Origin of the sequence: Mycolicibacterium alvei, from assembly GCF_010727325.1 — a bacterium.
Classification (GTDB): Bacteria; Actinomycetota; Actinomycetes; order Mycobacteriales; family Mycobacteriaceae; genus Mycobacterium; species Mycobacterium alvei.
The window spans coordinates 1,788,041-1,810,871 of record NZ_AP022565.1; the positions used below are offsets into that span (position 1 = coordinate 1,788,041).

General features: G+C 66.0%; 22 protein-coding genes, 1 tRNA gene and 1 pseudogene. 10 read left to right on the forward strand and 14 right to left on the reverse strand.

The features are described from left to right. Positions 1–176: 176 nt before the first annotated feature. Positions 177–755, forward strand: coding sequence for a TetR family transcriptional regulator (locus tag G6N44_RS08555; protein WP_235682979.1), 579 nt, complete (start codon positions 177–179; stop codon positions 753–755). 20 nt (positions 756–775) lie between these two features. On the opposite strand, the gene G6N44_RS08560 is transcribed toward G6N44_RS08555, so the two are convergent. The 8 genes from G6N44_RS08560 to G6N44_RS08595 form a co-directional block, all read right to left on the reverse strand. Then, entirely contained in the window at positions 776–1,198 is a 423-nt protein-coding gene (locus G6N44_RS08560) for a PIN domain-containing protein (RefSeq protein WP_163663047.1), read from the reverse strand. Continuing rightward, positions 1,189–1,395 carry a DUF2191 domain-containing protein gene (locus G6N44_RS08565; protein WP_163663050.1) on the reverse strand — a complete coding sequence of 69 codons (207 nt, stop codon included), beginning with the start codon at positions 1,393–1,395 and terminating at the stop codon, positions 1,189–1,191. Before G6N44_RS08565 ends, G6N44_RS08560 begins: the two co-directional genes overlap by 10 nt. 20 nt (positions 1,396–1,415) lie before the next feature. Beyond that, positions 1,416–2,405 carry a hypothetical protein gene (locus tag G6N44_RS29415; RefSeq protein ID WP_170309386.1) on the reverse strand — a complete coding sequence of 330 codons (990 nt, stop codon included), beginning with the start codon at positions 2,403–2,405 and terminating at the stop codon, positions 1,416–1,418. A 126-nt stretch (positions 2,406–2,531) separates the two neighbouring features. Beyond that, entirely contained in the window at positions 2,532–4,193 is a 1,662-nt protein-coding gene (gene atzF, locus G6N44_RS08575; RefSeq protein ID WP_163663053.1) for an allophanate hydrolase, read from the reverse strand. Further along, complete coding sequence (locus G6N44_RS08580) at positions 4,190–6,184, reverse strand: 5-oxoprolinase/urea amidolyase family protein (RefSeq protein WP_163663057.1); 1,995 nt, start codon at positions 6,182–6,184, stop codon at positions 4,190–4,192. The genes atzF and G6N44_RS08580 overlap by 4 nt, the downstream gene beginning before the upstream one ends. Continuing rightward, the gene (locus G6N44_RS08585; protein WP_163663060.1) at positions 6,181–6,801 is read right to left on the reverse strand and encodes an urea amidolyase associated protein UAAP2; all 621 of its coding nucleotides are present in this window, start codon (positions 6,799–6,801) and stop codon (positions 6,181–6,183) included. Before G6N44_RS08585 ends, G6N44_RS08580 begins: the two co-directional genes overlap by 4 nt. After that, complete coding sequence (locus G6N44_RS08590) at positions 6,798–7,625, reverse strand: urea amidolyase associated protein UAAP1 (protein ID WP_163663063.1); 828 nt, start codon at positions 7,623–7,625, stop codon at positions 6,798–6,800. Before G6N44_RS08590 ends, G6N44_RS08585 begins: the two co-directional genes overlap by 4 nt. Further along, positions 7,625–9,166 carry an amino acid permease gene (locus G6N44_RS08595; RefSeq protein WP_163663066.1) on the reverse strand — a complete coding sequence of 514 codons (1,542 nt, stop codon included), beginning with the start codon at positions 9,164–9,166 and terminating at the stop codon, positions 7,625–7,627. Before G6N44_RS08595 ends, G6N44_RS08590 begins: the two co-directional genes overlap by 1 nt. A 171-nt stretch (positions 9,167–9,337) precedes the next feature. On the opposite strand from G6N44_RS08595, the gene G6N44_RS08600 reads away from it, so the two are divergent. Both G6N44_RS08600 and G6N44_RS29420 read left to right on the forward strand, forming a co-directional pair. Continuing rightward, the gene (locus G6N44_RS08600) at positions 9,338–10,354 is read left to right on the forward strand and encodes a putative nucleotidyltransferase substrate binding domain-containing protein (RefSeq protein WP_163663069.1); all 1,017 of its coding nucleotides are present in this window, start codon (positions 9,338–9,340) and stop codon (positions 10,352–10,354) included. Positions 10,355–10,728: 374 nt separating this feature from the next. Further along, positions 10,729–10,920, forward strand: a pseudogene (locus G6N44_RS29420) (Fic/DOC family protein); the annotation flags it as partial. A gap of 204 nt (positions 10,921–11,124) precedes the next feature. On the opposite strand, the gene G6N44_RS08610 reads toward G6N44_RS29420, so the two are convergent. Beyond that, complete coding sequence (locus G6N44_RS08610; protein ID WP_163663071.1) at positions 11,125–11,724, reverse strand: TetR/AcrR family transcriptional regulator; 600 nt, start codon at positions 11,722–11,724, stop codon at positions 11,125–11,127. Positions 11,725–11,813: 89 nt separating this feature from the next. Here G6N44_RS08610 and G6N44_RS08615 point away from each other — a divergent pair, with 89 nt between their 5' ends. The 3 genes from G6N44_RS08615 to G6N44_RS29760 are packed head-to-tail and all read left to right on the forward strand — an operon-like array spanning position 11,814 to position 13,845. Continuing rightward, complete coding sequence (locus G6N44_RS08615; protein WP_163663074.1) at positions 11,814–12,365, forward strand: methyltransferase family protein; 552 nt, start codon at positions 11,814–11,816, stop codon at positions 12,363–12,365. Continuing rightward, positions 12,362–13,060 (forward strand): FAD-dependent oxidoreductase, encoded by a 699-nt coding sequence (locus G6N44_RS08620; RefSeq protein ID WP_163663077.1) that lies wholly within the window; start codon positions 12,362–12,364, stop codon positions 13,058–13,060. The genes G6N44_RS08615 and G6N44_RS08620 overlap by 4 nt, the downstream gene beginning before the upstream one ends. After that, on the forward strand, positions 13,048–13,845 hold the full coding sequence (locus G6N44_RS29760; protein ID WP_308213820.1) for an FAD-dependent monooxygenase: 798 nt from the start codon (positions 13,048–13,050) through the stop codon (positions 13,843–13,845). Before G6N44_RS08620 ends, G6N44_RS29760 begins: the two co-directional genes overlap by 13 nt. A gap of 3 nt (positions 13,846–13,848) precedes the next feature. Here G6N44_RS29760 and G6N44_RS08630 read toward each other — a convergent pair whose 3' ends face one another. Then, positions 13,849–14,139 carry a hypothetical protein gene (locus tag G6N44_RS08630; RefSeq protein WP_179964499.1) on the reverse strand — a complete coding sequence of 97 codons (291 nt, stop codon included), beginning with the start codon at positions 14,137–14,139 and terminating at the stop codon, positions 13,849–13,851. 70 nt (positions 14,140–14,209) lie between these two features. Between G6N44_RS08630 and G6N44_RS08635 the strand changes: the two genes are divergently transcribed. Continuing rightward, a complete protein-coding gene (locus G6N44_RS08635) occupies positions 14,210–15,493 on the forward strand; it encodes an HNH endonuclease signature motif containing protein (RefSeq protein WP_163663085.1) in 1,284 nt (427 codons plus the stop codon). A gap of 34 nt (positions 15,494–15,527) precedes the next feature. Here G6N44_RS08635 and G6N44_RS08640 read toward each other — a convergent pair whose 3' ends face one another. Beyond that, a complete protein-coding gene (locus tag G6N44_RS08640; RefSeq protein ID WP_163663088.1) occupies positions 15,528–16,220 on the reverse strand; it encodes a potassium channel family protein in 693 nt (230 codons plus the stop codon). A gap of 79 nt (positions 16,221–16,299) precedes the next feature. On the opposite strand from G6N44_RS08640, the gene G6N44_RS08645 reads away from it, so the two are divergent. The 3 genes from G6N44_RS08645 (at position 16,300) to G6N44_RS08655 (ending at position 19,647) form a co-directional block, all read left to right on the forward strand. Continuing rightward, positions 16,300–17,796, forward strand: coding sequence for a potassium/proton antiporter (locus G6N44_RS08645; RefSeq protein WP_163663091.1), 1,497 nt, complete (start codon positions 16,300–16,302; stop codon positions 17,794–17,796). A 200-nt stretch (positions 17,797–17,996) separates the two neighbouring features. Next, entirely contained in the window at positions 17,997–18,359 is a 363-nt protein-coding gene (locus G6N44_RS08650) for a DUF6319 family protein (RefSeq protein ID WP_163669742.1), read from the forward strand. 235 nt (positions 18,360–18,594) lie between these two features. Next, the gene (locus G6N44_RS08655) at positions 18,595–19,647 is read left to right on the forward strand and encodes a PDDEXK family nuclease (RefSeq protein WP_163663094.1); all 1,053 of its coding nucleotides are present in this window, start codon (positions 18,595–18,597) and stop codon (positions 19,645–19,647) included. A gap of 104 nt (positions 19,648–19,751) precedes the next feature. Here the strand turns inward: G6N44_RS08655 and G6N44_RS08660 are convergent. The 3 genes from G6N44_RS08660 to pgm all read right to left on the reverse strand — a co-directional run bounded on the left by G6N44_RS08660 (position 19,752) and on the right by pgm (position 22,782). Then, positions 19,752–19,824: transfer RNA gene (locus G6N44_RS08660), tRNA-Ala, on the reverse strand. Positions 19,825–19,879: 55 nt separating this feature from the next. Further along, positions 19,880–21,139, reverse strand: coding sequence for an MFS transporter (locus G6N44_RS08665; RefSeq protein WP_163663097.1), 1,260 nt, complete (start codon positions 21,137–21,139; stop codon positions 19,880–19,882). Beyond that, positions 21,136–22,782 (reverse strand): phosphoglucomutase (alpha-D-glucose-1,6-bisphosphate-dependent), encoded by a 1,647-nt coding sequence (gene pgm, locus G6N44_RS08670; RefSeq protein WP_163663100.1) that lies wholly within the window; start codon positions 22,780–22,782, stop codon positions 21,136–21,138. The genes G6N44_RS08665 and pgm overlap by 4 nt, the downstream gene beginning before the upstream one ends. Between the last annotated feature and the right edge of the window lie 49 nt (positions 22,783–22,831).

Genomic DNA, 22,831 nt, shown 5'->3' on the forward strand with positions numbered 1-22,831 from the left:
CCCTTTCAGATCTGGGCAGATCCTACTGGACACATGTCCGGTTTATCGACCCGAATGTCTCGCTCGCATTTTCACCGATGATCGAACTGCACAGATGACACCGCTGAATATGAGTCAATTACGTGCAGTTTCACTGATTGATTGCCAATCGCTCCGCCGATCGATACCTTGGACACATGTCCAGGCCAGCAGTGCCTACGGTCACCCATCTCCACGACGCACAGGGTCGACGCATCCGCACGCAGCGTCGTGTCTTCGGTGCGGCAACACAACTTCTCGACGCGCACAACGATGTCTCGGTGCCGGCCCTGGCCGCGCGCGCGAAGCTGGCACCCGCCGCGCTCTACGCACACTTCCCATGCATCGAGGTGGTATTCGCCGAGCTCTACCTGGACCGGGTCATTCAGCTGCCGCTCGACGTCGATCCCGCTGCCGGTGCGACCAGCCGAGTCGTTGAGCAGCTCACGGCACTCACGCTGTTGATGGCCGATGAACCTCGCTTGGCACGTGCCTGCACTCACGCCTTGATGAGCACCGATGACGAGATCGTCTACGACGTGCGCGGGCGGATCGCCGCAGAGGTCACCCGCCGCATCTCGACGGCCCTGGGCGGCGGAGCCTGGCCGGAGGTACTCGCCACCCTGGAATCGGTGTTCTGGGGCGCACTGCTGCAGGCACAATCCGGCGCGATGAGTTACCGGCAGATGGCCCGTCAGCTCGAGACGATGGTCTCGTTGATCGTGCCCGGCGGCTGACCCGCCGATCGGCCTGTCACTCAATACCTTCCCGGGGCAGCCACCCATATTTGGTCGAAATCCAGTACCGATGCCGCAATCTCAAAGTCCGCGTCGTAATGCACCACCGTCAACCGGTGACGACTTGCGATCACGGACGTCAACAGGTCGGAAATACCCACCGAGCGATGCCGGCCGGCTTGCGCCAAACGGAATTGCGCATCAAAGGCCGACTGCCAATGCTCATCGTCGGTCGGCAGATACTCGTACGCAGCGCGCCGGTCCGCGCGCAACTGCGCGTACTCATCCGCCGACCGGGCGCTGAAAAGCGCTTCGGCTTCAAGCACCGCACAGGTGGCCACCAGCCCCGCTTCGACCAACGGTCGGAGCCGTTCCGACACCTCCGGGTGTGCCATCCGTGCGGCGGCACTGGTGTCGATGAGGAACCGTGCCGTCAGCGCCATACCTCGTCCCGGTCACGTCGCTGCGCCAGGGCGGACAGTCCGCCGGCGGCGAGCCAATCCGCCTGCCGCACGCGGGCCGATCGTGTTGATGCGAGACGCAATGCCGACCGGACGGTGTCCGCGATTCCAGTCGTTTCGAGCTCTCGCTGAGCAGCGGCCAGTAGCGCGTCATCGATGTCGATCAGCCGCTTGGTCATGGACACCTCCGATATATACATCAGGAACTCTCAATATATAGGCTGACGCGCGAGCATGCGTCTTCGAACCTGCGCCACTGAGCCGGTGTTGGACGTGCGGGTGCACCCGTGACGGCCTCGGCACTGACCTGCAGGCCAGGAGCGAGCGGTGAAACGAGACTGGCAATCCGCAGAATGGCACCTGCCGGCGAATCCTCGAAACTTTCGAATACGCGCTTATGTATCCAGTCTCGACCGCTGACGACGCCTTCCGCGAGATCCAATGTAGGCAGTCGCAGTGCGCCACCGCATCGTGCGGCATGCTCCTCGTAGCGGTCGTCCCAGCATTCGGTCTGCCACCCTGCCCACAGGTGCGGCAGCCGGTGGAACACGTTCTGTGGTTCGTCGGTGTACCAGACACCAATACGTCGCCTGCCGGCATCAATGTGAACCCCACCAACCGGAATCTGACCGAGACGCAAACGCGCAAAACCCTTGCCCGGAAGCAATTCCATGAGGCCTGACCCATGTCGGGCGGAACTCACTCCCCACCACAGCGGCCACAACCGCAGGTGGCCGGCGGTGTCGATCATCGACACCACTTGACATGGACCGGTGCCGTGTTTGCGCGCCAGTTTCAGGTCGGGGCCGCGAAGGTCGTCGTCCCACTTGCAGTCGGCGCCCACATAGCTCGCGAGTTCGTGAGTCCCGCCATAGGCCCATCCGACTTCGTAGTCGGGCCACATCGCAATCAGTACCACGAACATCGCACGCCGGATCGGCATGTCACACATGAGTTCATCACCGAAGAACAGGAGCCGCTTGCGGTCTACATCGATGACCGCGCCGCCGTCAGACCACAACGGACACGTCCAGTCGGTGCGTGGCAACGCCTCCAGCGCCTTGACGTAACGCAACGCGAATTCCGGGCCGAAGGCAAGCGCATCGAGCATTCGGCAACCCGCCCAATGGGAGTAATACAGCTGCCATTCACCGTTTTCGACAATCACAAAGTTGGCTCGGTTACCCATGTCGCGTCCCTTGTTCGCAGGAATGATTGCGACAACCGTCTCGCTGCACACCGACAACCAACCCCGCGGAACGACGAGTTATCCCCAGCGCGGAGTTCATCCCCAGACGAGGTCGTCTCTTCCGCCTCACGCCATCGCAGCCAACCAACCCCGGTATTCGGTGATGTCCCGACCTTGTGTGGGAGCGATGTGGTCACAACCGAAACCGGTGATCCAGCGGCCGTCGTCGAGCTCCACCTTCCCGAGCAACATCGGCGCGGGTAACTCAGCCAAGAACTCGCCCAGCGCGGCCGGGGACAACAGCCACCGCTCACCGACGATGGGTGCCCCGTCCTCGTAGACGCGGATCAGGCCCGGTTTGGGCGGAACCGTGTCGAGCGCAAACAGGCGGTAGTGGGGGGCCGTGGTGATGGGACCGGCCCAGCGCGCGCCCCGCCCGGTGAGCTGGTGCTCCAGTGGCTGCCCGCGCAGATGCGCACCGAACACCGCAAGCTCGGTCAGCGGCGCACCGCCCGACTCGGGCCAGGTCTCGGCCGAGGCACCGTCGACGAACCGGGCTGCCAGATCGGCGATGACGCCGTCGTGAAATCCCGGTGCCAGCAAGGTGATTCCGAACTGCGCGCCATCGGACACCGTGCCGGCGGGAACCGCGACGGCGCACATGTCGAAGAGGTTGCAGAAGTTCGTGTACCGACCCATCCGGGAGTTCACCGCGACCGGGTCCGCCGCGACCTCGTCGATGCGCGGATGCTCGGGAGCCGTCGGGACCATGAGTGCGTGACAGCCGGCGAGCTGGGCCACGGCTTTCACGCGGAGCTCCTCGACCCGCCGCCGGTCCCGCAAGAGATCGGCGGCCGGATGCGAGCCCGCCGCGGTGATGATCGCCGCCACGGTCGGGTCCAGCCGCACGTCAGAACCGGCCGCGCTGACGAACTCCCCTACCGCATCCCACCTTTCGGCGACAAGTGCGCCGCTGTAAAGCAGGCCGGCCGCGGCGAAGAAGTCATCCATCGGAATCGGGACCGTGTCGAATCCCGCGTCGTTCGCCTGGCGTACGGCGGCGTCGAACGCGGCCCGCCATCCGTCATCGAGCCCGGGCAAGGTGTCCGGGATCGCGATTCTGGGAGTCACCGCCGCAGCGAAGGGAACATCGGTCGGCCACGGCCGTTGCGGCGCACCGGCACTCATCACGGCCATCGCCGACTGCGCGGTGGCCAGGTCGGCGGCGAAGATCGTCACACAGTCATAGCTCGCGCAGGCCGGGACGACCCCCTCGGTGGAGACCAGGCCGACCGTGGCCTTGATTCCGACGATGCCCTGCAGTCCGGCCGGGACGCGACCCGACCCTGCCGTGTCGGTGCCGATCGCGATATCGGCGAAGCCGAGCGCGACGGCCACCGCCGACCCCGAACTCGACCCGCCGGAGATGTAGTCCGGCCGGCGGGAATCCCGCACGGCGCCATAGGGACTGCGGATCCCGACCAATCCGGTGGCGAACTGGTCAAGGTTGGTCTTCCCGATGACGACAGCACCGGCGGCCTTGAGAGCGGTCACCGCCGGTGCGTCGGCATCGGGAAGATAACTGAAATCTGGGCACGCCGCAGTGGTCGGGATGCCGGCCACGTCCACGTTGTCCTTGACCGCCAGCACCAGCCCGGCCAGTCGGCCGTCACCGGCAAGCGCCACACGGTGTTCGTCCTCCACCTCAGCCTGCGGACGTAGGTGGATGAACACCTCGTCGCGTCCGCTGGCTTCGATGTTCCGGTAGATCTCGGCAATCTTGCTCACACGGACTCCTTTCGTACGAATTCTCCTGCCGCCGCCCAACGCTCGCGCTCCTCACCGCGCGCCGCTTCCATCGTCGCGCGGGTCACCGCGATGTCCTCGGCATTGGCGGCCAGGAACTGCTCGTGCTCGGCAAGCGAGAATGTTCCGTCGGTGATCTCGACCTGACCGCGTCCGGCGGCCATATCGGCGCGCAGGTCCGACAGCTCCTCGGCGGACACCGGATACCACTGGATGCGGTCGAAAAACCGTAACAGCCAGGGGTGTTCGGGATCGAAGCCTTGGGCCACCAGCGGGTGACGGTGGTTCCAGATCTGGGTGGTGCGGCCGACGAACTGGTATCCGCCCGGTCCCTCCATCCCGTAGATGCACAGGTATGCCCCACCGATACCGACCGCGTTCTCCGGGGTCCAGGTCCGCGCCGGGTTGTACTTGGTCGTCACCAGACGGTGACGCGGATCCAGCGGCGTGGCCACCGGTGCTCCCAGGTAGACGTCACCGAGCCCGACCACCAGATACTCGGCGTCGTAAACGATTCGGTGCACGTCGTCGACCGAGGCCAGGCCGTTCATCCGCCGGATGAACTCGATGTTCCACGGACACCACGGCGCATCGGCGCGCACCCCGTGCATATAGCGGTCGATCGCTTCCCGCGTCGACGGGTCATCCCAGCTCAGCGGCAACCGCACGGTGCGACTGGGCACCACGAGATCCTGCGCGGCAGGTAGCGAGGCTTCGAGCTCGGCCAGCAGCGGCACCAGCTTGGCCTGCGGGAGCCGGGCCGGGTCCACCTTGACCTGCAGCGAACGGATCCCGGGTGTGAGGTCGATCAGCCCGTCGGGCCGGTGTTGTTCCAGCGCGTGGTGCAGCGCGTGGGCTCGGGCCCGCAGCGCCAGGTCCAGTCGCATCTCGCCGTACTCGACCAGGACATTGTCGTCCCCGATCCGGCGGTAAGTGACTGCCGTCGTGCCATCGGATGAGGTGGTGCCGGCGATGATTCCGTCGTCCTCGTCACCGCCGGCGGAGAACACCGCGGGGATCGAAGCGCGGCGGCCCGGGCCGAGAGTAGCGGGTTGTGGCGCCGCCGATGCCTGCACGGGGACGAACCGGATGGTGGCACCCGGGGCGAGTTGGCCCAGCTTCCAACGGTCGGCGGCAGTGACGGTGACCGGGCAGACGAAACCGCCGAGGCTCGGACCGTCCGGGCCGAGCAGGATCGGGGTGTCCCCGGTGAAGTCGAGTGAGCCCACCGAATAGGCGTTGTCGTGGATGTTCGACGGATGCAGTCCGGCTTCCCCGCCGTCGGGGCGGGCCCATTCCGGCTTCGGCCCGATCAGCCGGACGCCGGTGCGGTCGGAGTTGAAGTGCACCTGGTAGTCGTGGTTGAGGAGCGTGTGGATATCGTTGCGCGTGAAGAACTCCGGTGCGCTGTGCGGGCCGACGGTCACCGCGATGTACCAGTGGTTACCGATGGCCGGCTGTTCCTCGAACAGGATGCGCCGCCGGGTTCCCACCGCCGCATCAGCAGTTTCGAGCTTGTCCCCCACCGCCAGCACCCGGCCCTCGTGCCCACCGAACCGGCCGAGGGTGAATGTCGATGCACTGCCCAGGTATTCGTCGGCTTGCAGTCCGCCGGCCATCGCGATGTAGACGCGCAGGCCCGGGCCGTCGACCATTCCCACGTCCAGGACCTGACCGGCCTTGACCAGGACGGGCACCCACTGCGCGACCCGCGTCCCGTCGACGGTCACCGGCGCGGGCGCACCGGTGACACACACCCAGGTGTCGGTGTCGAACTGCACCGCCGGTCCACCCATCGTGGCCTCCAGACCTGGAGCGCCCTCCGGATTGCCCACCGCGACGTTGGCCAACCGGAAGGACACGTCGTCCATCGGTCCCGACGGCGGCACCCCGATCTGCCAGTAGCCGGTCCGCCCCGGCCAATCCTGCACCGTGGTGGCCATGCCGGGCCGGATCACCTCAAGTGTGGTCATGGGCGGGTCACGATCATTCGCACGGCGGTGGGGTCAAACCCATTGCAGGGGTTGTTGATCTGCGGACAGTTCGACACCAGCACCAGGGTGTCGATCTCGGCGCGCAACGACACGGTCTTGCCCGGAGCCGACAGGCCGTCGACGATGCCCAACGCGCCGTCCGGATCCACCGGGACGTTCATGAAGAAGTTGATGTTGCTGACGATGTCGGCCTTGGTCAGTCCCCAGCGGGCACCCTCGCCGATGAAGTTCTCCACGCAGGCGTGCTGGTGTTTGGTGTGGTGTCCGTAGCGCAGGGTGTTCGATTCCTGCGAGCAGGCCCCGCCGAGGGTGTCATGGTTGCCGACCTCGTCGTCGACGATGGTCAGCATCGGTGCACCGTCGCTGTCGCGCAGCACCGATCCGGTACTCAGGAAGATGTTGCCCTGAGCCGTGATCGTGACCGGGGCGCTGTAGCGCACGGTGTGGTCCTCGGCCCCGTAGAACAGGGTGTCCACAGCCTGGTTGCCGTGCAGGTCGACGATGGTGAGCACGTCTCCGGCGCGCACGATCTTCGACCAGGGGGCGCGGGGCGCGACGATTTCATCGACCAGGGTGTGGGTGGCGGTGACGGTCATCGGGCACTCCAGACATCTTCGGAATTCAGGTAGGCGCGTTGGTATTCGGGGTCGCGGTCACTGACTCCTGCACCGATCTCGGCGAGGTCACCGGGCGCCGACCAGGCCAGCACCTCGAGCGAGCCGACGGTGAACTGCGGTGCCGGATCCAATGGATGGGCGGTATTGGCGATCGCCACGATCAGTGGCAGGTGGGTGACCAGTTCGACGTCGGTGCCGGCACCGGCCGACCCGGTGGACACCAACGTGCCGTCGAGGTCGACCCGCACACCGTGGAAGAACGACACGCTCGGTGCCACGTCGCGGCGGGTCAGCCCGTTCTTGAGCGCGGCCAGCGCGAGCAGTTCGCGCCCGGCGGGGCTGGCCGACTCCACCTCGCCCGCACCGTATTTGGTTGCGTTGCCGGTCAGGGTGCTGGTTCCGCACAGGGCGTCGTGGTGGCCGGAGGTGTCTGACACCAGGGTGGCCAGCACCCTGCCCTGGTCACTGAGTAGCGGGTGGCCCGTCGAAAGATAGGCCTGCCAGGGCACTTTCACCGTGTCGGCGACGTTGAGCCGCTCCCAGGGGGCGTCGGCCCGCCACAGCAGCACATGGGCGCACGCGGTGCCGTCCACATCGCGCAGACGCATCCGGGTGCCGCGGGCCAGCACCTTGCTGGTGTAGCGGCCGCCGGGAATCGTTTCGGCCCAGGTCAATTGCTCAGGAGACACGTTCCGCGGCGGTGTGGGCCACGCCGAGGCCGGTACGACCGGCATCGAATCGGTGAGTGTCCCGGCCTGGGCCCGGGCATGATCGCGGGCGCCGGCGGTGGTTGCAGTGGTCATCAGCAGGCTCCGATCGTGACGGGTTTGGGGTGGGTCTTGCCGCGGGGGAAGCAGAGTGCGCCGAGGACTATCGCGGCCGCGATGCTCAGCGGACCGGCCCACTGCAGGATCGGCATGTCCCCTCCGGGGTTGAAGATCTCGGCTCGGGGCCAACCGAGGTTGACGATCATCACCGTGCCGTAGAGCACCGCCAGGACGTTGACCGCGATGCCGAACTTGCCGAGCGAGAACAGCGGTAGCCCTTCGGCGTCGACCTGGTTGCGTTGAGCAGGCCAGCCTTTGATGCGTCGGTACAGCAGTGGCGCGGTCACCATCAGGTAGGCCAGGTAGATCAGGATGATGCAGACGCTGGCCAGGGTCGCGAAGATCGCCGAATTGCCGACATTGACCAGCAGCACGCCGATGCACAGCAGACCGATGAGCACCGACGGCCAGATCGGGGTTCCGGTGCGGCTGTTGACCTTCGACAGGATCGCCGATGCCGGCAGCCGTCCGTCGCGGGCCATCGAGAACATCAGTCGGGAAGCTGCGGTCTGAATTGCCAAGGTGCAGATGGTGATCGCGATGCACACGTCGACCAGCAACACCGTTCCCCACGGTGAGGACAACACGGTGTCGAGTACGTACGGCAGTCCCTCGGTGGCCAGCCTGCCATCGGTCAGGCTCGGGGCGGCCATCAGCGCACCCAGAATCATCAGCCCGCCACCGAGCGCCGAGACCGACAACGCCATCCGGATGGTGCGGGGCGCGACCCGGCGGGGATTGCGGGTCTCCTCGGCCAACTCGCCCGCCGACCCGAAGCCGACCATGACGTAGGCGGCCATCAGCCCCGACATGATCCAGGCCCAGACATAGCCGGGTTGCCCTCCGGCGTGACCGGTGTCGAACACCACTTGCGGTCCACGCTGTGCGTGGGTGAAGAACACTCCGATGACGGCGATGACACCGACGATCTCGCAGATCACCCCCGCGCTGTTGACCCGCGACATCCATTTGACGCCAAGGCAGTTGATCGTGGTGGTGAGCACCAGCAGCACCGTGCCGAGCAGGACCGCGTTGGCCGCCCCGCTCGGTGAGGTCAGGGCCGGGTCCTCGCCGATGACCTGGAAGCCGGACCAGATCGTGGGGAGCACCACCTGTAGCGCGATCGCCGCGGCCGAGGCGGTGACGATCTGGGCCAGGATCATGAACCAGCCGCCGAACCAGCCGATCACCTCGCCGCCCATCCGGCGGGACCATTGGTAGATGGCCCCCGAGATCGGGTAGCGCGCGGCCAGTTCGGCGAAGCACAGCGCCACCAGGAACTGGCCGAGGAACACCGCGGGCCACGTCCAGAAGAAGGCGGGACCACCGAAGCCGAATCCCAGGCCGAACAACTGGAAGATCGTGGTCAAGATGGACACGAACGAGAAGCCCGCGGCAAAAGATTCGAACTTGCCGAGCCGACGGTGCAACTGCTGGTCGTAACCGAACTCGGCCAGGTCGTCGTGGTCGCCAAAACGGTCGGACACATCGCGTCCCGCGGTAGCGCTGCTGGTCATAGGCATTTCTCTCAGGCTCGGGGGCGGTGCTGCCAGCTTCTTAACTGTCACTCGATAGATAAGCCTCTTGGCGTGTCCGAGCTGTCACCCGCGTGTTTCGTTCATGTAGCGAGCGGTAAGCATTGCGTTGCCGAAACCTCACCGGCCCGGTGTCCTGTCACAATCACCGACATGGCTGTGGCTGCGTTGGACGATGCCCGTCGGCGTATTGCGTCAGCGGCCGGCGAGAGCGAGCTGGTGGCGGCCACCGCCGCCGCCCACGATGCGGTGCGGAAGGTGGCCGACGCCCGGGCCGGGGCCGCCTCGCTCGCCGCGGCGTGGTCGGCCGTCGCCCGTGCCGCACTGACGACCGCGGCGCGATTGGTGGACCCCCGCGGCGGTTGGTACGCCTCGGGCAGCGTCGGCCGCGGCGACGCACTCCCCGGATCCGATCTGGAGACCCTGGTGGTCCGCAGCCCCGACGTCCCAGCAGACGCCGCCCTCGCTCAGGCGGTTCATGTGCATGAGCTGCTGGGCTGTTGCGGTTTCCGTGCCGACGACAACGGCGCGGTCGCATCCCGGGTGCGCTTCAACCGGACCGCCCAGGAGTGGGCGATCGGCATCGGCCGGTGGGCCGCCGATGCTTCCGCCGACCGGGGCGTGGTGATGATCGGTCTGCTGGCCGACGCCGTCCCCCTCGGGGCATCGCCCGATCTGCGCGATCAAGCCGGCATCGCGGCGCGGGCTCAACCGTCGTCGCTGGCCGCGATGCTGCAGGATGCCACCTTCACCCGCGGCCACATCCCGTCCCGGCTGCGGGTACTGACGTCGGGTGACAGCCGCGTCGACGTCAAACTTGCCGCCGTCGACCCGGTGGTCCGGATCGCGCGCTGGGCCGCGCTCAGTTGCGGATCCGACGCGCTGCCCACCACCGAGCGGATCGCGTCCGCCGCCGGCACCCGCTATCTCGATCCCGATGACGCCAGGGTGCTGGCGAAATGTCACGCGATCGGATCCAGCATCCGGTGGCGGCTGCGGGCCGCACGCTGGAACCCCGACGGTACCGAGGACCACGTCGACGAGCGTGTCGAGATGTCGGATCTGTCACCGCAGGACCGCACCGCGCTGCGCAGCATCGACCGTGAACTCACCGGAGTCCGGCGAAAACTCGACTACCTGGCGTCGACCTCGACGTTCTCCACGTGGTAACCACCAAGCCCGAGGTCGGGTGCCACGCCCTGACCCAGACCATCGCCGCCGAGCGGCTGGAAGGCTGGCAACCCACGGCCGAACAGATCGCCTCCCTGACCGCTCTGCTCGCCGGCGCGGTAAGTTTCGGCGAGTACCTCGGGCCGCAGCTCCCCACCACTGCCCCACCGCCGCGCCGGCGGGTGTTCGCCCGGCGTAGGCCGTACTTCACCCCGGGAACAACGTTGCTGCGCAACAACTTCGGTATACAGGATGCCGCGCTGCTCGCACAGCTGGAATACGTGGCGACCGCGGGCCGGATCCTGCAGGTCCACCTGCATGCCCACGACACCGATCTGGACATCCGGTCGCTGCACCGGCATGTGTTCGGGGACGTGTACGCCTGGGCGGGCGAGCCACGCATCGTCGAACTGCGCAAGGGCGACAGCATGTTCGGCTCGTGCGCACGGATTCCACGCGCCCTGGAAGCACTGCAGGTCGAGATCAGCAGGCTCGTCGACGAGGGCACCGAGATCGATGACGGCACGCTGTCCTATCGGCTGGCCCGAATCTATGCCGACTACAACCAGATCCACCCCTTCCGGGAAGGCAACGGACGCACCGGAACCCTGCTGCTGCATCTTCTCGCCCACCGGGCCGGACGCCGCTTGTCTCTCGACGACCTGACCCGTGAGGAGTGGATCAGCGCGTCCCGCGACTCCATGCCGTTCCGGCGCGATGGCCGCGCCGACCCGCGGCCGTTCGTCGCGGTGCTGCGCGGACGGCTGCAGCTACGGATTCGGATCGGTCAGGTAGCGCTGGACGGCCGGCCCCATCCAGGCGACCAGATCGTCTATGCCGGCCGAGGCCAGCGGCTCGATCTTGAGTTGATAGCGGGCGAAGGCCAGACCGACCAGGTGGACGGTCACCAACTCGACGCGTAGCTCGGCATTGTCGACGCCGAATTCCCCAGCAACCCGCTGAGCCACCGGCCCCGCCAGAGAATCGTGTAAGAGCTTGCGTGCCAACGGTTGAATTCCCGCCGATCGCCACACCGTCAGCAAGGGGTCGAAGGACCAGCCCTCGTCCCACCGGCCAATGACATCACGGATCAGGCGTGCGCCGATGTCGCCGGTTCCCTCGTCGAGCAGATTCGCCAGCTGATGCAACGGGTGTTGGGGGGTGTCGAGTACCGACGCGGTGAACAGGCCCTCCTTGTTGCCGAAGAAGTAGTAGACCATCGCGACATCCACACCGGCATCGGTGGCGATCCCCCGCACCGTCGCGCGCTCATAACCGTCACGCATGAAGCGTTCGCGCGCGGCGTCGATAATCCGCTGCTTGTTCTGTTGGCCGGTGCGCCACCGGCCGCTCCGCCGGGTCTCCGACATGGCGCGAAGTTTAGTTCAACAACCGTTGACCTATGTGGAAGCCGAGGCGTAACGTTTTCTTCAACAGTCGTTGAAGAAAGGAGTGCGACATGACCCAACGGCGACTCTGGTGGCGACACACCATCTCGGTGCTCATCGCCCCCGCCACGATGACGATCTTCATTCCGGGCCTCATCATCTGGCTGACCGGCGTGAAACCCCCTGACCTGACCACGACTTCGGGTCTACTGCTCACCCTCGCGGGCGCAGCGTTGATCGCGTTCGGGCTGTGGTTCCTGGTCTGGACGGTGATCCTGTTCGACCGCATCGGAAAAGGAGCCCTGGCCATCGGATCTCCGGTCAACCTGGTCGTTCAAGGTCCGTACCGCCACGTCCGCAACCCGATGATGACCGCGGTGTTCTGCATCCAACTCGGTACCGCAGTGGCCACGGCCTCACCCTGGCTCCTCGGTTGGTTCGCGCTGTTCTGCACGCTGACCGTGATCGCGATTCCAGCCTTCGAGGAACCCCACCTCCGCAGGCGGTTCGGCGCCCAGTACGACGAGTTCCGGCACAACGTTCCGCGGTGGATTCCGCGCTCAACCGCGTGGGTTCCGCAGTACTCCACCATTGATTCCGCAGCGCGGCACGGCACGTCATGACCACACAGGTCCTTGTCGTCGGTGCCGGACCGACCGGACTCACCATGGCGCTCGAGCTGGCAAGGCGGGGCGTCGGCGTCCGCATCGTCGACGCCGCCGCGGCGCCGACGACCGAAACCCGCGCACTCGGCGTCCAACCCAGGACCCTCGAGCTGTTCGAGAAGCTGGATCTTGCCGACGCCGCCGTGGCCAAAGGCGTTCCGGTCACTGAATTCAACGTCTTCAGTGAGGGAAAACGATTCCTGCATCTAGACATCCACACCTTGGACACCCCGCACCCCTACCTGCTGATGGTGCCGCAACCCCAGGTCGAGGAACTCCTGACCGCCCGGCTGGCCGACCACGGCGTCACCGTCGAACACGGCGTCGAACTGACCACACTCGCCCACGCCCCCGACGACGTCCGGGTCGGTCTGCGGCGTGACGGAACGACGAAAGAAGCCCACGCGTCGTGGGTCATCGGCTGCGACGGCGCACACAGCAGCGTGCGGCGTCAGCTCGGCGTGCCGTTCGTCGGCGCTGCATTTGAGGAGAACTTCGCCGTCGCCGACGTCCAGATGGACTGGTCATTGCGCTGTGACGTGTTCTACTCGTTCCTCAACCGGGCCGGTTCGTCGCGTTCTTTCCGATGCCCGCCGGCCTGCACCGCCTCACCATCGCGTACGGACCCAGCCAATCCCCCGTGGGGGGAGTAACTTTCGAGGAGCTGCAGACCGCCGTGGAACGGTGCGCGCCGGCCGGGGCCCGCATCTCCGAGATCACCTATGCCGGCCGATTTCGCATCAACCAACGCAAGGTGGCCCGGCATTCTGTCGGGCGGGTCTTCCTCGCCGGCGACGCAGCGCATGTGCACTCTGTGGTGGGCGGGCAGGGAATGAACACCGGCATCCAGGACGCGTTCAACCTTGGCTGGAAACTAGCGGCTGTGGTGCACGGTCAAGCTGCGCCGGAGATACTCGACAGTTATGCGGCCGAACGCTCCCCGGTGGCACACCGACTGGTGAAGGGAACTCGGAGGGCAACCCGGATGACCCTGTTGCGCAACCCAATTGCCGCCGCCGCCCGTCGCCATCTGGCGCCACATGTCACCGCCCGGCCGGCCGTCCAGCGCGTCTTGCAGCGCGCACTGACCCAGCTCGACGTGTCGTACCGCGATCGCACCGGAGGTGCCAATGACACGCACCTGGCAGTCGGCGACCGATTCCCGCGCATCAACGTGCTCGACTCATCCAGGTTCACGCTGCTGCATTCCGGTCCGGAGCCGCCCGGACTCCATGCCGCAATCGGGCCTCATGCGGAGCTGATCGATGTCAGGCACGACACCGCTCAGGCGGGATACGGGGGGCTCACGCTCGTGCGTCCCGACGGTTACGTCGCACTGCTCGATTGCAATGTCCACGAACTCCGCGACTACCTCGGTCGGACCTTCGCTCGCCCCGCGGCCGGCGACTACACTGCGGCAACGGGTCACGACAGTTAGCCGCTACTCCGGCCCCTCGGACTCCGCCTGGTCCTTGTACTCCCAGCTCGCCCCCGCGGTCAATGTGCCGGGTTCCAACTCGGTGCGACCGGCGTCACGCACATGCACCGTCTGCGCCAGAATCTCATCAGGCTTGCCCCCGATCACGATGACCGGGTGCTCGTATTCGATGCCGTAGAGCTTGAGTGCGGCATGCACGGCGTGCGCGGCGGCCTTGCCGCGCGACATCTTGGCGTTCGAGTTGACCCTGATCACCAGCCGGCGTTCCGGTGCTTCGGCGTCTTCGGCGTCCATGCGCATCAGCCTAGAGCGCGCTCCGTCGCTGAGCACAAAACTTGTCGTACCCCCTTGAGACAATGACGTTATGTCTTCGACCGCAGCCGCTTTCGATGGTGAGGTGAGCCCTGCACAGCGGCTGGAGGGGTTGTTCGGGGAGTTGGAGGAGCTGACCGGTCAACGCAATGCGATCGACGGCCGCATCGTGGAGATCGCGGCCGAGATCGACCGTGATGAGTTGTGGGGCATGACCGGTGCCCGCTCGATGAAGGCGTTGATGGCCTGGAAAACCGGCGTCACCCCACGCAATGCCGAGGTCGTGGTGGCGGTGGCGCGGCGACTCGACGAGTTTCCCCGCTGCGTGCAGGGGCTGTGTGAGGGTCGGTTGTCGCTGGATCAGGTGGGGGTGATCGCCGAGAAAGCCGCCGACGGATCCGATACGCATTACGCGGAGTTGGCGGCGGTAGCGACGGTCGATCAGTTGCGTACCGCGGTCAAGCTGGAGCCCCGCCGCGAGCCCGAATCGGAATTAGAGCCGGGTCCCGATCCGGGGCGGTCGATCACCAAAACCGACGAGGGTGAGTACACGACCTATCGGATCCGGTTGACCCGGTTGGAGGCGGCGAAGTTCGACGCCGCCCGCCAGTCCCATCATGACGGATTGGTCGCGGACTGGAAACGCGATCACGACACCGATGACAGCGAACCCGACGGTGAGGTCGAGGCACCGCCATTCCCCACCAGTGTGGATGCGTTCATGAGCCTGGTCGAGACCGGCTGGGATATCGAGGCGGCACGCCGTCCACACGGGCAGCACACCACCGCAGTGGTGCATCTCGATCTCGACAAGGATGGCGACAAGCCCGTCGCCACACTGCATCTGGGTCCGCTGCTGACCGACGATGAACGACGCGACCTGCTGTGTGACGCCACCTGTGAAGTCTGGTTTGAGCGGTCTGGCCAGGTGATCGGCTCCGGACGCACCACTCGTCAGATCAGCCGCCGACTGCGCCGGGCCCTGGAGCACCGCGACCAGGGCTGTCGGGTTCCTGGCTGCGGGGCTACCCGTGGTTTGCACGCCCACCACATCCGACACTGGGAAGACGGCGGACCCACCGAACTTCACAACCTCGTACTCGTCTGCCCGTATCACCACCGCCTGCACCATCGGGGCGGCATCACCATCACCGGGCCCGCCGACCGGCTGGTGGTCACCGACAGCGCCGGACAGCGGTTACACGACGGGTCGCTGGCCCGCCCACCCACAACACCCCCACCTGATGTCCCGCCGTGCCCCGGACCGACCGGGGAACGCGCGGAATGGTGGTGGTACCAACCCTTCCAACCACAGCCACCACCGAAAGTCGCATAACGCGACCCTTCGTCAACGGCGAGATCGCCGCCCGTCACGGCTCCTCGGAAACCACTTCCCGCAGGAACTCCCCGCCGTGGATCGCGGCGAGCAGTGAATTCTCCGAGGTGCGGTTGGCGGTGAACAACAGCTCGTCGCCGGCTTCGAGCACATCGTCGGGGGTGGGCATCCTGACCTTGTTTCCGCGGACGACGGTGACCAGCGCGGTGTCCACCGGCAAGTCCAGGCGGTCCACCCGCTGACCGACTACCGGGTTGTCTTCCGGCAGCGTGAGTTTGGTCAGCTCTACCCGGCCGCCGCGCAGTGTCATCAACCGCACCATATGTCCGACGTCGATTGCGCCCTCGACGCCGGACACCAACGAGCCCGGTGTCGAGACCGCGACGTCGATGCCCCAGTCCTGGCCGAACAGCCACTGGTTGCGGATGTCGTTGATCCGGGCGACCACCCGCGGCACGCCGAACTCGGACTTGGCCAGCAATCCGACCACCAGATTCGACTTGTCGTCACCGGTGGCGGCGATCAGCACGTCGGCGGTTTCGATCCCGGCGCCCTCCATCGCGGAGAGCTCGCAGGCGTCGGCCAGCAACCAATCGGCGTCGGGCACCGTGTGCGGCTCGTACCGCCGGTGCAACTGCTCGATCAACAAGACCTTGTGGCTATTGTCGAGCAACTCACGCGCCACGGAGCGGCCCACGTTGCCCGCTCCGGCGATCACGACTCGCATCTTCCGTCCGCCCACTCCACCATTTTCGCCTATCGGCATGGTCCACCCAGGGTCCATTGTCCTGATTAACTAATTCCCGATGAGTCTGAACCAGCTCTACCTCACTTTGCTCACCGGCGGCATCGTGCTGCTGGCGAGCATCATCGGCACGCGGGTGGCGACCCGAATCGGCTTTCCCAGCCTGCTGTTCTTCCTGGCAGTCGGCATGGTTCTGGGAGTCGACGGGATCGGGCTGGATTTCAACAACGTCGAACTGGCCCGCAACGTGTGCACCACGGCCTTGGCGATCGTGCTCGTCGAGGGCGGCCTGACCACCCGTTTTTCCGATATCCGCGGAGTTTTGGCACCCGCGGGCGTGCTGGCCACCGTCGGAGTCTTGATCAGCACGGCCATCACCGCCGTCGGCGCACATCTGCTGCTGGGTATGGACTGGCAACTCGCCCTGCTGCTCGGTGCCATCGTCTCCTCCACCGACGCGGCCGCAGTGTTCTCGGTACTGCGGATCCTGCCGCTGCCCCGCCGACTGGCCGGACTACTGGAGGCCGAATCCGGTTTCAACGACGCACCGGCCGTCATCCTGGTGCTGACGTTCAGCGTGGTGCCGTTCGTGTTCCACCCCGAGGGCGCCATCACCGGCCTCGTATACGAATTGGTTACCGGTTCCCTGCTGGGCCTGGCCATCGGGTTCGCCGGTGCATTTGCCCTGCGTCGCATCGCGCTGCCGGCCTCGGGGCTCTACCCGATCGCCACGTTCGGACTGGGCCTGATCGCATTCGCCGCCGCAGGCAGCGCGCACGCCAGCGGCTTCATCGCCGCGTACCTGTCCGCGGTGGTCCTCGCAAACTCTGGCCTGCCGCACAAGTCCGCCACCCGGTCGTTCGCCGAAGGGGTGGGCTGGCTGGCCCAGATCGGGTTGTTCGTCCTGCTCGGCCTGCTCGTCAATCCCCACGATCTGGCCGATGACCTCGTCCCGGCGATCGCCATCGGGCTGGTATTGCTGTTGATCGCCCGCCCGGCGTCGGTGGTCCTGTCGCTGGCCGGATTCCGTATCCCGTTGCGCGAACAGCTCTTCCTGTCCTGGGCGGGCCTGCGCGGTGCCGTGCCGATCGTGCTGGCCACGTTCCCGATCGTCGCCGGGGTGCCCGACAGCTACCGCCTGCTCAACATCGTGTTCGTCCTCGTGGTGATCTTCACCCTGATCCAGGCGCCCAGCATCCGATTCGTGGCGAACGCGCTCGGGCTGATCACCCGCGACGTCACCCGCGAAATTCAAGTGGAAGCCGCACCACTGGACGTACTCGACGCCGAGCTGCTGACCATGACGGTGCAGCCCCACTCCCGGTTGCACAACGTGACGATCCTCGAACTGCGGCTGCCCGATCCGGCGGTGATCACGCTGATCATCCGCAACGGCCGCACCTTTGTTCCGCTGCCGGACACCCGCATCGCCATCGGCGATGAACTGCTCATCGTCACCACCAGCAAGATGCGCACCGCCGCCGAGGCGCGGATGCGCGCGGTGAGCCGACGGGGCAAACTCGCGTACTGGTTCGACGAGTACGGGCTCGAGGACTGACGTCCGTGAATTCGAGAACGCAGGCGCGCAAGCCGATTTCGGCAATCCAGCGGACAATGTGAGCGCGCCGGGCGAGTCGACTTGACGACAACGGTCGAACGCGTGTTCTAATATCTGCGACCGCCAGCCCGCCTAGCACGAGCCGATGTTCGAGAGGGAATTCAGTGACGATAACTGCAGAAGCCCAGGCACCAGAAGCCTTGGCCGCCGACTCCGACAGCGCCGCACCCACCGTTGAAGCTCCCGTCGAGGAGAAGCCCAGGAAAGCACCTGCCAAGAAGGGCCCGGGCAAGAAAGCCAAGACCATCGAGCTGACCCTCGCCGTCACCGGTACCGCCGACGGCGAGTGGCGCGCCGAGCTCAAGCAGGGCACCACCTACCTTGCTCGCGACCTATCGGTCGCGGCTGCCGCCGTCTCCCGCGCGGCAAAGGAGCTCCACGATGACCTCGCCACCCCGATCGATGCGGTGATCGAGGAGGCCCGTGCTCAGCAGGCCGCCAAGGTTGCCGCCCTCGAAGCCGAGCTCGAGGCGGCGCGAAAGGTTTTGTCCGACTTGGAGTGAGGCCTTTCGACAGCTCGACAGGCACTGCGCGGACGCCCTGCCCAGCCCAGTCCAAACCGATTGCCATTCGGGGCGAATGGCCGTCGCCAACATATGCAGGCGTGATGGCGGAAATCACGTGACGCTTCGAGTTGGCCAACCTACAGAAGCAGCGAAATGCGTTGACTGCGATTAGGTCAAGTCTGAAGATTGCAGAAGCAGGCGATGGCAAAATGGGCGCAGGAACGGGGATCCGATGACGCTGTACGCGATCAGTGACGGCAAGTTGGTGGAGCAGACGCCGTCGTCCTTCGAAGACCTGGCGATCCGCGAACGCGCAGATCTGCAGCGATTGCTGCGCCAGCAACCCGGCGCATTTGGTGAAGATCTGAAGATCATCGCCGAGGAGTTCGGAAGCTGGGAGGACTCTCGACGACGTATCGACCTGCTCGCGCTGGATCGGAATCGACGGCTCGTGGTCATCGAACTAAAACGCGGTGATGACGGCAGCCACATGGAACTCCAGGCGCTGCGGTATGCGGCCATGGTCGCCCCCATGACATTCGATCAGGTGGTGGAAGCCTATTCGCGTTCGCAGGATCAAAACGGCGATCCCGAAGCGGTAGACGGACTCCAGGATCTTCTCGAATTCCTCGGCCAAGAGGACGCCGACGATGTCGAGATCGCCGACGACGTCCGGATAATTCTCGCGGCACAAGGATTCAGCCGCGAGATCACAACAACCGTCCTGTGGCTCAACGAGTTTGAGAACATGGATATTCGGTGCATGAAGCTCGTGCCCTACACCATCGGCGGCGAAACCTACATTGACATACAACAACTGATCCCGCTTCCCGAAGCGGCGGATTATCAGATCCGCGTCCGCAACAAGGAGGCCGCGCAGAGGCGCGTAGCCGAACGTCCCGATAACCGCGATTGGACTCAGTATCAAGTGATCGTCGACGGCAAGGAACTGCAACCAATGCGAAAACGGCAGGCGGTGCGAACGATGATCAAAGAGCTCGATCGCAAAGGAGTTCCCCTCGCAGAGATCGCCGCACAGCTACCCGAGTATGGGTTGCGCGCGATCCCCGGACGAATCGACGACCAATCGGCGCTGACCGCAGCACTGACGACGCAATACGGAGTCAGCAACCCGTCGCGCTGGTTCGTCGAGGATCCTCTCCACGACGACACCGCGACGTGGGTCGTCTACCGGATGTGGAAGGGCGGCGACACCGTGGCGGCACTGCAGAGTCTGTCCGAGGGATTTCCGGATCGTGGTGTCAGCTTCCGGGTGGCTACGTAGAACGAACTCCAATCGGGTCATCGAGACAGCACAGGCCCCTCTTTGAGCTCGACAGCTAACACAAAAACCCGCCCCGACCGAAGTCAGAGCGGGTTTTTCAAACGTGGAGCTAAGGGGATTCGAACCCCTGACCCCCACACTGCCAGTGTGGTGCGCTACCAACTGCGCCATAGCCCCGTTTGTCGTGCCCCACGAAGTTACACCACGGCTACCCCTGGTTCAAAATCGCTGGTCAGGGGACCTCGCCACCGGCCTCCGGACCGAGCGCACGGGCCGGAGTGTGCACGGCAGACGGCTGTCCGCGGGTCTCGGGAGCGAAAATCCAGCCCACTGCAGCGATCAACAGAATCACCCCGCTGATCACGAAGGCCCAGGAGAACGACAGGTACTGCGCGATCAGGCCGACCAGCAGCGAACCGCCGACCGATCCGACGTCGGCCATCATCTGGAAAGCCGCCACCGCGGTGCCGCCGCGGGCCTTGTTTCCGATGATGTCGGCGACCGCGGCCTGCTGTGGCGCGGTGAAGATGCCCGTCGAGAAACCCGCGATATAGGCGGCCACCAGAAACAGCGTCAACCCGTCGGTGAACCCGACCATCACGGTCGAGATGCCGGCCGCGGTGAGTCCGACGATCAGCAGGATTCGTCGGCCCACCCGGTCGGACAGGTAGCCGCTGGGGATCACCGCCGACACATTGCCGATGGCGAAGGTGGCCAGCGCCAGCCCAGCCATCCCGGGACCGCGGTGCAGCACGTCCACAACGAACAACGGCACCAAGGCAATTCGGAGCCCGAAGGCCGACCAACCGGTGGCGAAGTTCGACAGCAGCGCCGCCCGGTAGGCGGGATTGCGCAGCGCCGCGCGCACGGTCACCTTGGGGCCGTCGTCCGGCGCGGGCGCGGCCAGCGACGAATGCCGCAGGCTGATGAACACCACCGCGGCCGCCACCAACAGTGCGGCACCGTAGATGAGGAACGGCGCATTCAGGCCCAGGCCGGCGGTGAGGCTGCCGAGCACCGGGCCGCCGACCGAGCCGACCAGGAACGCCGAGGAGAACATGCCGGCCACCCGGCCGCGGGCGTCTTCGGGGCTGATCCGGATCATCAGCCCGAGCGCCGAGACGAAGAACATCGTCGACCCGACACCGCCGAGCGACCGGAACAACAGCAGCTGCCAGTAGCTCTGGGCGAATGCGCACGCGCCGGTGGTGACGGCGACGATCAGCAGGCCCCACACATAGATCCGTCGCTCCCCCAGCCGCTGGATCATCATGCCGCTCGCCGGAGCGAAACACAGCCTCATCAGCGCAAACGCGGTGATGACGAACGTTGCGGCGCTGATGCTGACGCCGAAGTGGCGGGCATAAGCCGGCAGCACCGGCGCCACCACGCCGTAGCCCAGCGCAATGACCGCGTTGGCGACGATCAGGACCCAGACCTCGCCAGGCAGCTTCGCCTTGGTCTGGCAGTCACCTTCCGCGACAGAACTCACCCGATGACTGTATTAACCACGCGCTTCGCGGCCTCCTGCACCTCCGCCAGATGGTCGGCCCCGAGGAACGACTCGGCGTAGATCTTGTAGACGTCCTCGGTTCCTGACGGCCGGGCAGCGAACCAGGCGTTCGCCGTCGTGACCTTCAGCCCGCCCAACGCCGCCCCGTTGCCGGGAGCGGCGGTCAGCTTGGCGGTGATCGGCTCACCGGCCAGTTCGGTGGCGCTGACCTGCTCGGGTGACAGCTTGGCCAGCCGGGCCTTCTGGTCGCGGTCGGCGGGCGCGTCGATGCGCGCATAGGTGGGCGAGCCGTAGCGTGCGGCCAGCTCGGCGTAACGCTGCGACGGCGTCGAGCCGGTGACCGCCAGGATCTCCGAGGCCAGCAGCGCCAGGATGATGCCGTCTTTGTCGGTGGTCCAGGTCGACCCGTCGGTACGCAGGAACGAGGCCCCGGCACTCTCCTCGCCGCCGAAACCGATGCCGCCGCCGATCAGTCCGTCGACGAACCATTTGAACCCGACCGGCACCTCGACCAGCTTGCGACCCAGCCCGGCCACCACCCGGTCGATGATCGACGAGCTGACCACCGTCTTGCCCACAGCCGTCGAGCCCGGCCACTGCGGCCGGTGGGTGTAGAGGTAGTCGATCGCCACGGCCAGATAGTGGTTGGGGTTCAGCAGCCCGCCGTCCGGGGTGACGATGCCGTGCCGGTCCGAGTCGGCGTCGTTGCCGGTGGCGATCTGGTAGGTACCGGGGTTGGCGCTCATCGCCCGAAGCAGCCCAGCCATGGCATTCGGTGAGCTGCAGTCCATCCGGATCTTGCCGTCGGTGTCCAGCGTCATGAACCGCCACGTCGCGTCCACCAGCGGGTTCACCACGGTCAGGTCCAGGTTGTACCGCTCGGCGATCGCGCCCCAGTAGTCCACGCTGGCACCACCGAGTGGGTCGGCTCCGATGCGAATGCCCGCAGCCCGGATCGCGGGCAGGTCCACCACATTGGCCAGATCCGCGACGTAGGCATCGAGATAGTCGTGGCGCTGGGCCATCTGCAACGCGCGCGCCAGCGGCATGCGTTTCACGTCCCGGTATCCGTCACGCAGGATCTCGTTGGCGCGCTTGGCAATCCACCCGGTGGCGGCGGTGTCGGCGGGTCCGCCGTTGGGCGGGTTGTATTTGAAGCCGCCGTCGCGCGGCGGGTTGTGAGACGGGGTCACCACGATGCCGTCGGCAAGATCAGAATCGCGGCCGCGGTTGAAGGTCAGGATGGCGTGGCTGATCGCCGGCGTGGGCGTGTAGCGGTCCGATGCGTCCACAACGGCTACGACATCGTTGGCGGCCAACACCTCCAGCGCCGACGCCCACGCCGGTTCCGACAGCGCATGGGTGTCGCGACCGAGGAACAGCGGACCGGTGGTGCCCTGCGCGTCCCGGTATTCGACGATGGCCTGGGTGGCGGCCAGGATATGACCTTCGTTGAACGCGGTGTCCAAACTGGAACCGCGATGCCCAGACGTGCCGAACACCACCTGCTGCGCAATGTCCTCGGGATCGGGCCGCCGGGTGTAGTACGCGGTCACCACCTCGGCGACGTCGATCAGATCCTCGGGTTGAGCCGGTTGCCCGGCACGCGGATTGGCAGCCATGGTTCCCGCTTTCCCTCCGACAATTGGCGTTCGACGGTCAGGGCAAGCC

Excerpts from the sequence above, each read along its gene's own strand:
- G6N44_RS08555 (WP_235682979.1), top strand. The coding sequence starts at position 177 with ATGTCCAGGCCAGCAGTGCCTACGGTCACCCATCTCCACGACGCACAG.
- G6N44_RS08560 (WP_163663047.1), bottom strand. The coding sequence starts at position 1,198 with ATGGCGCTGACGGCACGGTTCCTCATCGACACCAGTGCCGCCGCACGG.
- G6N44_RS08565 (WP_163663050.1), bottom strand. The coding sequence starts at position 1,395 with ATGACCAAGCGGCTGATCGACATCGATGACGCGCTACTGGCCGCTGCT.
- G6N44_RS29415 (WP_170309386.1), bottom strand. The coding sequence starts at position 2,405 with ATGGGTAACCGAGCCAACTTTGTGATTGTCGAAAACGGTGAATGGCAG.
- G6N44_RS08580 (WP_163663057.1), bottom strand. The coding sequence starts at position 6,184 with ATGACCACACTTGAGGTGATCCGGCCCGGCATGGCCACCACGGTGCAG.
- G6N44_RS08585 (WP_163663060.1), bottom strand. The coding sequence starts at position 6,801 with ATGACCGTCACCGCCACCCACACCCTGGTCGATGAAATCGTCGCGCCC.
- G6N44_RS08590 (WP_163663063.1), bottom strand. The coding sequence starts at position 7,625 with ATGACCACTGCAACCACCGCCGGCGCCCGCGATCATGCCCGGGCCCAG.
- G6N44_RS08595 (WP_163663066.1), bottom strand. The coding sequence starts at position 9,166 with ATGACCAGCAGCGCTACCGCGGGACGCGATGTGTCCGACCGTTTTGGC.
- G6N44_RS08600 (WP_163663069.1), top strand. The coding sequence starts at position 9,338 with ATGGCTGTGGCTGCGTTGGACGATGCCCGTCGGCGTATTGCGTCAGCG.
- G6N44_RS08610 (WP_163663071.1), bottom strand. The coding sequence starts at position 11,724 with ATGTCGGAGACCCGGCGGAGCGGCCGGTGGCGCACCGGCCAACAGAAC.
- G6N44_RS08615 (WP_163663074.1), top strand. The coding sequence starts at position 11,814 with ATGACCCAACGGCGACTCTGGTGGCGACACACCATCTCGGTGCTCATC.
- G6N44_RS08620 (WP_163663077.1), top strand. The coding sequence starts at position 12,362 with ATGACCACACAGGTCCTTGTCGTCGGTGCCGGACCGACCGGACTCACC.
- G6N44_RS08630 (WP_179964499.1), bottom strand. The coding sequence starts at position 14,139 with ATGGACGCCGAAGACGCCGAAGCACCGGAACGCCGGCTGGTGATCAGG.
- G6N44_RS08635 (WP_163663085.1), top strand. The coding sequence starts at position 14,210 with ATGTCTTCGACCGCAGCCGCTTTCGATGGTGAGGTGAGCCCTGCACAG.
- G6N44_RS08640 (WP_163663088.1), bottom strand. The coding sequence starts at position 16,220 with ATGCGAGTCGTGATCGCCGGAGCGGGCAACGTGGGCCGCTCCGTGGCG.
- G6N44_RS08645 (WP_163663091.1), top strand. The coding sequence starts at position 16,300 with ATGAGTCTGAACCAGCTCTACCTCACTTTGCTCACCGGCGGCATCGTG.
- G6N44_RS08655 (WP_163663094.1), top strand. The coding sequence starts at position 18,595 with ATGACGCTGTACGCGATCAGTGACGGCAAGTTGGTGGAGCAGACGCCG.
- pgm (WP_163663100.1), bottom strand. The coding sequence starts at position 22,782 with ATGGCTGCCAATCCGCGTGCCGGGCAACCGGCTCAACCCGAGGATCTG.